Origin of the sequence: Streptococcus sp. HMSC073F11, from assembly GCF_001810785.1 — a bacterium.
In the GTDB taxonomy this organism is placed as follows: domain Bacteria; phylum Bacillota; class Bacilli; order Lactobacillales; family Streptococcaceae; genus Streptococcus.
In genome coordinates, this window is sequence record NZ_KV802698.1 from 199,280 (window position 1) to 206,656 (window position 7,377).

Consider the following 7,377-nt stretch of genomic DNA (forward strand, 5'->3'; position numbering starts at 1 on the left):
TTGAATGAAATTACCAAATATAAGGGAAAATTCGATAGCGAACCTTTTGACAGTATGTTTCATATGCTTCTCCAAAATGATTGTATAAGGCTTTTTCTTCTACTTTTAATCGAATACTGTAACCAACTACCAATAGAATGAGACAAATAATAATTGTGAGAGGATTTAATGAAACAATTGACAAGCCAAGTATGGATACGATGCTACCAGTATAGGCAGGATTTCTTACTATAGAGTAGGGACCTGCTTCTACCAACTGCTGACTATCTGTTGTTTGAACCGCAAGTGTAAAATTCTTCCCAAGATAATTAACTGCATAGATACGTAATACAAAGCCGGCTAGAGAAAGGAGAATTCCAATATAGATCAAAAAATGTGGCAATTGAGCTATAGAAGGTAGAAGTTGTTCATTCATTAATAGAAGACAACAAACAACACTACCAATAATGATGTAACGACTTCCTTTGTCTTCAGAGTTATTTTCATTGTTTGATTTTGTTTTCCTTTTAATCCACGTTTCTGTGATGATGAAAATGAGAATGAACCCATATGCAAAAATAGTTTGTAAATCCATGATTATTTCCTCCAGTTAGCATTATACAACTTTCAATTTTAGTGGTCAATTAAAAGGAAATAGTTAGAGTATGTTTTGTAATAGGTATCAATGGAAACTTCATGATTTCATCTGTAAAAATCTCTTGAAAATGGTATAATAGTAACATCATAAAATTGGAGAGAGACCATGAGTTTTTACAATCATAAGGAAATTGAGCCTAAGTGGCAAGGCTACTGGGCGAAACATCATACGTTTAAGACAGGAACAGATGCCTCAAAACCGAAGTTCTATGCTCTGGACATGTTCCCATATCCTTCAGGAGCTGGATTGCACGTAGGACACCCAGAAGGTTACACAGCAACGGATATTCTCAGCCGTTACAAACGTGCGCAAGGCTACAACGTCCTTCACCCAATGGGATGGGATGCCTTTGGTTTGCCTGCAGAGCAATACGCTATGGATACGGGGAATGACCCAGCAGAATTTACAGCGGAAAACATTGCTAACTTCAAACGTCAAATCAATGCACTTGGATTCTCTTATGACTGGGATCGTGAAGTCAACACAACAGATCCAAACTACTACAAATGGACGCAGTGGATTTTCACCAAACTTTACGAAAAAGGATTGGCCTATGAAGCCGAAGTACCAGTAAACTGGGTGGAAGAATTGGGAACGGCCATTGCCAACGAAGAGGTTCTTCCTGATGGAACTTCTGAGCGTGGAGGCTATCCAGTTGTCCGCAAACCAATGCGCCAATGGATGCTCAAAATCACGGCCTATGCAGAGCGCTTGCTCAATGACTTGGATGAACTTGATTGGCCAGAGTCTATCAAGGATATGCAACGCAACTGGATTGGGAAATCAACTGGTGCCAATGTAACTTTCAAAGTAAAAGGAACCGACAAGGAATTTACAGTCTTTACAACTCGTCCTGATACCCTTTTCGGTGCGACTTTCACTGTCTTGGCTCCTGAACATGACCTAGTTGACGCTATCACAAGTCCAGAGCAAGCTGAAGCCATAGCAGACTACAAACATCAAGCTAGTCTTAAGTCTGACTTGGCTCGTACCGACCTTGCCAAGGAAAAAACAGGGGTTTGGACCGGTGCTTATGCCATCAACCCTGTCAATGGCAAAGAAATTCCAATCTGGATTGCGGACTATGTTCTTGCTAGCTATGGAACAGGTGCGGTAATGGCTGTGCCAGCCCACGACCAACGTGACTGGGAATTTGCCAAACAGTTTGGTCTTCCAATCGTAGAAGTGCTTGAAGGTGGTAATGTGGCGGAAGCTGCCTACACAGAAGATGGACTTCATGTCAATTCAGACTTCCTAGATGGTCTTAACAAAGAAGACGCCATTGCTAAAATCGTAGCTTGGTTGGAAGAGAAAGGTTGTGGACAAGAGAAGGTTACCTACCGTCTCCGCGACTGGCTCTTTAGCCGTCAACGTTACTGGGGTGAACCAATCCCAATTATTCATTGGGAAGATGGGACTTCAACGGCTGTTCCTGAAAATGAACTCCCACTTGTCTTGCCAGTCACCAAGGACATCCGCCCTTCAGGTACGGGTGAAAGCCCATTGGCTAACTTGACAGACTGGCTTGAAGTAACTCGTGAAGATGGGGTCAAAGGTCGTCGTGAAACCAATACGATGCCACAATGGGCTGGTTCAAGTTGGTACTACCTCCGCTATATCGATCCACACAACACAGAGAAATTGGCTGATGAGGACCTTCTCAAACAATGGTTGCCAGTCGATATCTACGTGGGTGGTGCAGAACACGCCGTTCTTCACTTGCTCTACGCTCGTTTCTGGCACAAATTCCTCTATGATCTCGGTGTCGTTCCAACTAAAGAGCCATTCCAAAAACTCTTTAACCAAGGAATGATCTTGGGTACTAGCTACCGTGACCACCGTGGCGCTCTTGTGGCGACTGACAAGGTTGAAAAACGTGACGGTTCCTTCTTCCATGTGGAAACAGGGGAAGAGTTGGAGCAAGCACCAGCCAAGATGTCTAAATCGCTCAAGAACGTTGTCAACCCAGACGATGTGGTGGAACAATATGGTGCTGATACCCTTCGTGTTTATGAAATGTTCATGGGGCCACTCGATGCTTCCATCGCTTGGTCAGAAGAAGGTTTGGAAGGAAGCCGTAAATTCCTTGACCGTGTTTACCGTTTGATTACAAGTAAAGAAATTGTTGCGGAAAATAATGGTGCTCTTGACAAGGTTTACAATGAAACAGTCAAATCTGTCACTGAGCAAATCGAATCCATGAAATTCAACACAGCCATTGCCCAACTTATGGTCTTTGTCAACGCTGCCAACAAGGAAGACAAACTCTATGTAGACTACGCCAAAGGATTTATCCAATTACTTGCCCCAGTTGCGCCACACTTGGCAGAAGAGCTCTGGCAAACAGTCGCAGCAACAGGTGAGTCAATCTCTTACGTAGCTTGGCCAACTTGGGACGAAAGCAAATTGGTTGAAGACGAAATTGAAATCGTCGTCCAAATCAAAGGAAAAGTCCGTGCCAAACTCATGGTCGCTAAAGACCTGTCACGCGAAGAATTGCAAGAAATTGCTCTGGCTGACGAAAAAGTCAAAGCAGAGATTGATGGTAAGGAAATTGTGAAAGTGATTGCGGTACCTAACAAACTCGTTAATATCGTCGTTAAATAACGAGTTTATTAGCTCTATCTGCCACCTTCAATAGTCCACTGGACTATTGAAGCCAACTAAATTGGTTAATATTGTTGTGAAATAAGATAGGAATCCTTCAGAGTAGAATCTGGAGGATTTTTTGAGTCTTCTTATGAAAGTATGATATACTATGGGCAACTATAAAGTTTGGAAAGCAAAACAAGGGGAAAGTTATGCCAGTAAATGAATATGGTCAAATGATTGGTGAGTCAATGGAAGGTTATACACCAGGTGAATTGCCTTCTATTGATTTCTTAGAAGGGCGATATGCTCGAATAGAAGCTCTTTCAGTGGGAAAGCATACGGAGGATTTATTAGCTGTTTATGGTCCGGATACTCCTCGGGAGATGTGGACCTACCTTTTTCAGGAACCAGTGGCAGATATGGAGGAGCTGGTTACCCTTTTAAATCAGATGTTAGCTCGTAAGGACCGTTTTTACTATGCAATCATAGACAGGTCAACTGGTAAGGCTTTGGGAACTTTTTCTCTCATGCGTATTGACCAGAATAACCGAGTAATAGAAGTGGGAGCTGTCACTTTTTCTCCAGAGCTCAGGGGGACACGAATAGGGACAGAAGCCCAGTATATCCTGGCGCGCTATGTTTTCGAGGAGCTTAACTATCGTCGCTATAAGTGGAAATGCGATGCTCTTAACCTGCCATCAAGACGAGCAGCGGAACGTTTGGGCTTTATTTATGAAGGAACCTTCCGTCAGGCAGTGGTTTATAAGGGGCGCACGAGGGATACGGATTGGTTGTCTATAATTGATAAGGATTGGCCCAAAGTAAAATCTCGTTTGGAAACATGGTTGCGTCCTGAAAATTTTGACAAAAATGGACAGCAGTACAAGAGCTTGAGAGAACTCTAAGAGGTGTTGAGATGATTACTATTAAAAAGCAAGAAATTGTCAAGCTAGAGGATGTTTTGCATCTCTATCAGGCTGTCGGTTGGACAAATTATACCCATCAACCAGAGATGCTGGAGCAGGCCTTATCTCATTCATTAGCGATTTATGTGGCGCTTGATGGCGATGCTGTGGTGGGCTTGATTCGTTTAGTTGGAGATGGATTCTCATCAGTATTGGTTCAGGATTTAATTGTTTTGCCTAGCTATCAGCGCCAAGGGATTGGTAGTGCCCTAATGAGAGAGGCTTTAGAGGATTACAAAGATGCCTATCAAGTCCAGCTGGTAACAGAACAGACAGAAAGAACCTTGGGCTTCTATCGTTCTATGGGCTTTGAAATCTTATCCACCTATAATTGTATAGGGATGACTTGGACGAATCGAGAAAAATAACAAAACTTGTTTTTTCTTAAGCAAAGTTTAAGGATGGTCTAGTATTATATAGTCATTAAATAAAGACCTCCTAACTTTATTTAATGAAATCCTAAAACTTTTTTCATCATAATCTCCTAATGAAGTCACCCAATCAGGTGGCTTTTTTCGTGGATAGGTGATGGTGATAGAATTTTATTGCAAAATAGTAAAATTTGAGAAAAGTTAAGCTAGTTTTAAGCTTCGTCTTGTATCATATAGTTATTAAATAAAGACCTCCTAACTTTATTTAATAAAATCCTAAACTTTTCTTTTTCATAATAATCTCCCTTAACTCCACCCAATCAGGTGGAGTTTTTTTGCTCTATTTCAGGCTTTTGGGGACTGTTCTAAAAATCATTTTCCGATATTTTCAGGTATTTTTTGGATTTTTGTCGGGGAATTGGCGGGGACTTTTTTAGCGAATATGATTAAGAAATAGGTCTGTTGTTATTTAAGTGAATTCAACCTTAATTTGATTGTAGGTGACTGTTAATTGAAGGAATGGAACTATTGTAATGATGATTTTACTTGTCCAGTAGTGGCGTATTAAATGAGGAGTGATATGTAAGCTTGTCTCTTCGTTTACGAAATCAAAATTTTTATGAAATTGATAGAATCCCTAACTTTCTCTTAATCTTGACCGTTTTGTTGTACAGCGGTTAAAGCTTGAAAAGCCGCGAATATAAACCTTTGACAAATTTTGTGAACTATGGGATAATAAAAAGGAATTGAGTACTAGTTCTATATCATAGGCTAGAAAAGACCCCAAGCTCACGTCCAAATAAGCTTGGGGTCTTTTTGACACTATTTGTCCTTGTTTAGCCATTTATCGACTAATCGAAGAACGACACCGACCACAATTGGTCCGATGATAGTTTTGAGTACTAATTCCATCATGGGCTATCTCACCTCCTTTCGTAGGCGGTGTAGAAGTGCCGTATAATATTATACCACATAAGTGCTAAACTCAGGAGTCACCCAATCGGGTGGCTTTTTTGTTTGTGGCTTGGATTTTTGATATAATAGAGCCATGAGTAGAATTTTAGATAATGAGATAATGGGGGATGAGGAGTTAGTGGAACGCACGCTCCGTCCTCAGTATTTACGTGAATATATTGGGCAGGACAAGGTCAAGGACCAGCTCCAAATCTTTATCGAAGCTGCTAAAATGAGGGATGAAGCGCTGGATCATGTGCTCTTATTTGGCCCTCCAGGCTTGGGAAAAACAACCATGGCTTTTGTTATTGCCAACGAACTAGGTGTCAATCTCAAGCAGACTTCGGGTCCAGTCATTGAAAAAGCTGGTGATTTGGTAGCGATTTTGAATGACTTAGAGCCTGGGGATGTCCTTTTTATTGATGAGATTCATCGCTTGCCCATGTCTGTGGAAGAGGTGCTTTATAGTGCCATGGAGGACTTCTACATTGATATCATGATTGGGGCTGGTGAAGGCAGTCGCAGTGTTCATTTGGAGTTGCCACCTTTTACCTTGATTGGTGCGACGACTCGGGCTGGTATGCTCTCAAATCCACTACGGGCACGTTTTGGGATTACGGGGCATATGGAGTATTATGCTCATGCTGACTTGACAGAAATTGTCGAGCGGACGGCAGATATTTTTGAGATGGAAATCACTCATGAGGCAGCATCTGAGTTGGCCCTACGTAGTCGTGGGACCCCTCGTATTGCCAATCGTCTCCTCAAGCGCGTGCGCGATTTTGCCCAGATAATGGGGAATGGGGTGATCGATGATCTTATTACTGATAAGGCTTTGACTATGCTGGATGTTGACCATGAAGGCCTGGACTATGTGGACCAGAAAATCCTTCGCACCATGATTGAGATGTACGGTGGTGGTCCCGTCGGCTTAGGAACTCTTTCTGTTAATATTGCTGAGGAGCGCGAGACTGTCGAAGACATGTATGAGCCTTACTTGATTCAAAAAGGTTTTATCATGCGGACACGGTCTGGACGGGTGGCGACTGCTAAGGCATATGAGCATTTAGGTTATGAATACAGTGAAAAATGAGCAAGAAATTCTAGAGGCTTTTAGAAAAAATCCAGATATGATGGCTATTCTGACTATCATCCGAAACCTAGAGTTAACAGATTCCTGGTTGGCAGCAGGTTCTGTCAGAAATTTTATTTGGAATCTCTTGTCAGACAAATCCCCTTTTGACTGTGAAACAGATGTAGATGTGATTTTCTTTGATCCAGATATTTCTTATGAGGAAACCTTGTCCCTAGAGAAAAAACTGCGAGAGGATTTTCCTCAGTATCAGTGGGAATTGAAAAATCAAGTCTATATGCACCAGCACAGTCCTCACACTTCTCCCTATACTAGTTCTCGTGATGCTATGAGTAAGTATCCAGAACGGTGTACGGCAGTTGGACTGCGCTTGAATGAAGAATCCGATTTTGAGCTCTATGTACCTTATGGTTTGGAGGATATTTTGAATTTTCAAGTTCGTCCAACTCCTCATTTTTTAGAGAATCAAGAACGAATGGCTCTCTATAAAACACGATTATCCAAGAAAAATTGGCAGGATAAATGGAAAAATTTGATTTTTAAAAATACTTAAGAAAACTTTAAGCTAGGAAGTGTATACTAAGTCCATAAGTTAAGAAGACCTTAACTTAAACTCCTAAAACTTTTTCATAATAATCTCCCTATAAAAAATAAAGTCGCCCAATCAGGCGGCTTATTTTTTTGAAAAATGGGCTTTGTACCTGAGAATAATACTCAATGAAAATCAAAGTGCAAACTAGGAAGCTAGCCGCAGGTTGCTCAAAA

At 41.4% G+C, this 7,377-nt stretch carries 7 protein-coding genes; 5 read left to right on the plus strand and 2 right to left on the minus strand.

What is annotated here, in order from left to right:
* Positions 1 to 10 precede the first annotated feature (10 nt).
* Positions 11 to 574 carry a methyltransferase family protein gene (locus tag HMPREF2764_RS07825; protein ID WP_000365730.1) on the minus strand — a complete coding sequence of 188 codons (564 nt, stop codon included), beginning with the start codon at positions 572 to 574 and terminating at the stop codon, positions 11 to 13.
* A 168-nt stretch (positions 575 to 742) separates the two neighbouring features.
* Here HMPREF2764_RS07825 and leuS point away from each other — a divergent pair, with 168 nt between their 5' ends.
* The 3 genes from leuS (at position 743) to HMPREF2764_RS07840 (ending at position 4,562) form a co-directional block, all read left to right on the plus strand.
* Positions 743 to 3,244 (plus strand): leucine--tRNA ligase, encoded by a 2,502-nt coding sequence (gene leuS / locus HMPREF2764_RS07830; RefSeq protein ID WP_070528574.1) that lies wholly within the window; start codon positions 743 to 745, stop codon positions 3,242 to 3,244.
* 194 nt (positions 3,245 to 3,438) lie between these two features.
* Complete coding sequence (locus HMPREF2764_RS07835; RefSeq protein ID WP_070528577.1) at positions 3,439 to 4,134, plus strand: GNAT family N-acetyltransferase; 696 nt, start codon at positions 3,439 to 3,441, stop codon at positions 4,132 to 4,134.
* An 11-nt stretch (positions 4,135 to 4,145) separates the two neighbouring features.
* Complete coding sequence (locus HMPREF2764_RS07840; RefSeq protein ID WP_070528579.1) at positions 4,146 to 4,562, plus strand: GNAT family N-acetyltransferase; 417 nt, start codon at positions 4,146 to 4,148, stop codon at positions 4,560 to 4,562.
* Positions 4,563 to 5,387: 825 nt separating this feature from the next.
* Here HMPREF2764_RS07840 and HMPREF2764_RS07845 read toward each other — a convergent pair.
* Positions 5,388 to 5,480 carry a type I toxin-antitoxin system Fst family toxin gene (locus HMPREF2764_RS07845; RefSeq protein WP_000970382.1) on the minus strand — a complete coding sequence of 31 codons (93 nt, stop codon included), beginning with the start codon at positions 5,478 to 5,480 and terminating at the stop codon, positions 5,388 to 5,390.
* A 133-nt stretch (positions 5,481 to 5,613) separates the two neighbouring features.
* Here HMPREF2764_RS07845 and ruvB point away from each other — a divergent pair, with 133 nt between their 5' ends.
* Both ruvB and HMPREF2764_RS07855 read left to right on the plus strand, forming a co-directional pair.
* Positions 5,614 to 6,612: a Holliday junction branch migration DNA helicase RuvB gene (gene ruvB / locus HMPREF2764_RS07850; RefSeq protein WP_004239104.1), complete on the plus strand. Its 999-nt coding sequence runs from the start codon at positions 5,614 to 5,616 to the stop codon at positions 6,610 to 6,612.
* On the plus strand, positions 6,593 to 7,165 hold the full coding sequence (locus tag HMPREF2764_RS07855; protein WP_070528582.1) for a nucleotidyltransferase family protein: 573 nt from the start codon (positions 6,593 to 6,595) through the stop codon (positions 7,163 to 7,165). Before ruvB ends, HMPREF2764_RS07855 begins: the two co-directional genes overlap by 20 nt.
* Positions 7,166 to 7,377 lie beyond the last annotated feature (212 nt).

Coding starts and splice junctions, on each gene's coding strand:
- HMPREF2764_RS07825 (WP_000365730.1), bottom strand. CDS start 574: ATGGATTTACAAACTATTTTTGCATATGGGTTCATTCTCATTTTCATC.
- leuS (WP_070528574.1), top strand. CDS start 743: ATGAGTTTTTACAATCATAAGGAAATTGAGCCTAAGTGGCAAGGCTAC.
- HMPREF2764_RS07835 (WP_070528577.1), top strand. CDS start 3,439: ATGCCAGTAAATGAATATGGTCAAATGATTGGTGAGTCAATGGAAGGT.
- HMPREF2764_RS07840 (WP_070528579.1), top strand. CDS start 4,146: ATGATTACTATTAAAAAGCAAGAAATTGTCAAGCTAGAGGATGTTTTG.
- HMPREF2764_RS07845 (WP_000970382.1), bottom strand. CDS start 5,480: ATGATGGAATTAGTACTCAAAACTATCATCGGACCAATTGTGGTCGGT.
- ruvB (WP_004239104.1), top strand. CDS start 5,614: ATGAGTAGAATTTTAGATAATGAGATAATGGGGGATGAGGAGTTAGTG.
- HMPREF2764_RS07855 (WP_070528582.1), top strand. CDS start 6,593: ATGAATACAGTGAAAAATGAGCAAGAAATTCTAGAGGCTTTTAGAAAA.